We start from the raw sequence: 546 nt of genomic DNA, 5'->3' as shown, positions 1-546 counted from the left end.
AGTGTTTCATATCAGTTAGATGAACCGAGTGGCAACTTTCTAATTTAAGCTCACCTGTTTTTCCAGGAAAGCGGCTTTGACCTTCAGCAAGATTATGCCTCCACAACGTATTCACACATACAAGACTCCGGGCCTGATCAACTTCCTGCCAACGCAAATTTTTCACTTATCTCTGCAAATAATGCAAGCATCGTCGCCAATGGTAGTGCCACCACTACAATCACTCTGGATGGCTACGACCTAAGCAACAGACCAACGGCAGTAAGCGGCCAAACAGTGTTATTTTTCACGACAGCGGGGTCCATAAGCACAAGCACCGACAATGGAGATGGTAGCTACAGCGCAACGCTTACCGCACCTATTAGTATTGGCACAGCAACTATCAGCGCAACACTTGATGGTGCAACCGTTAGCGATACAGCGGCTGTCTCCTTGATTGCAGATACGCCTTCCATAGCGACCTCTCGCATCAATGCCGATACTGCTAGCCTGCCAGCAAGTGGCCTGGACACGAGCGTCATTACCGTTCAGCTTTCAGATATAAAC

1 protein-coding gene is annotated in these 546 nt (G+C 48.4%); it reads left to right on the top strand.

All coding sequences use genetic code 11. The features are described from left to right. Positions 1-54: 54 nt before the first annotated feature. The coding region (locus A3757_RS26510) for an Ig-like domain-containing protein (RefSeq protein WP_369819537.1) at positions 55-546 on the top strand (492 nt) is incomplete at its 3' end.

Source organism: Oleiphilus sp. HI0117, assembly GCF_001635235.1.
This window is presented reverse-complemented; position numbering and strand designations above follow the sequence as displayed.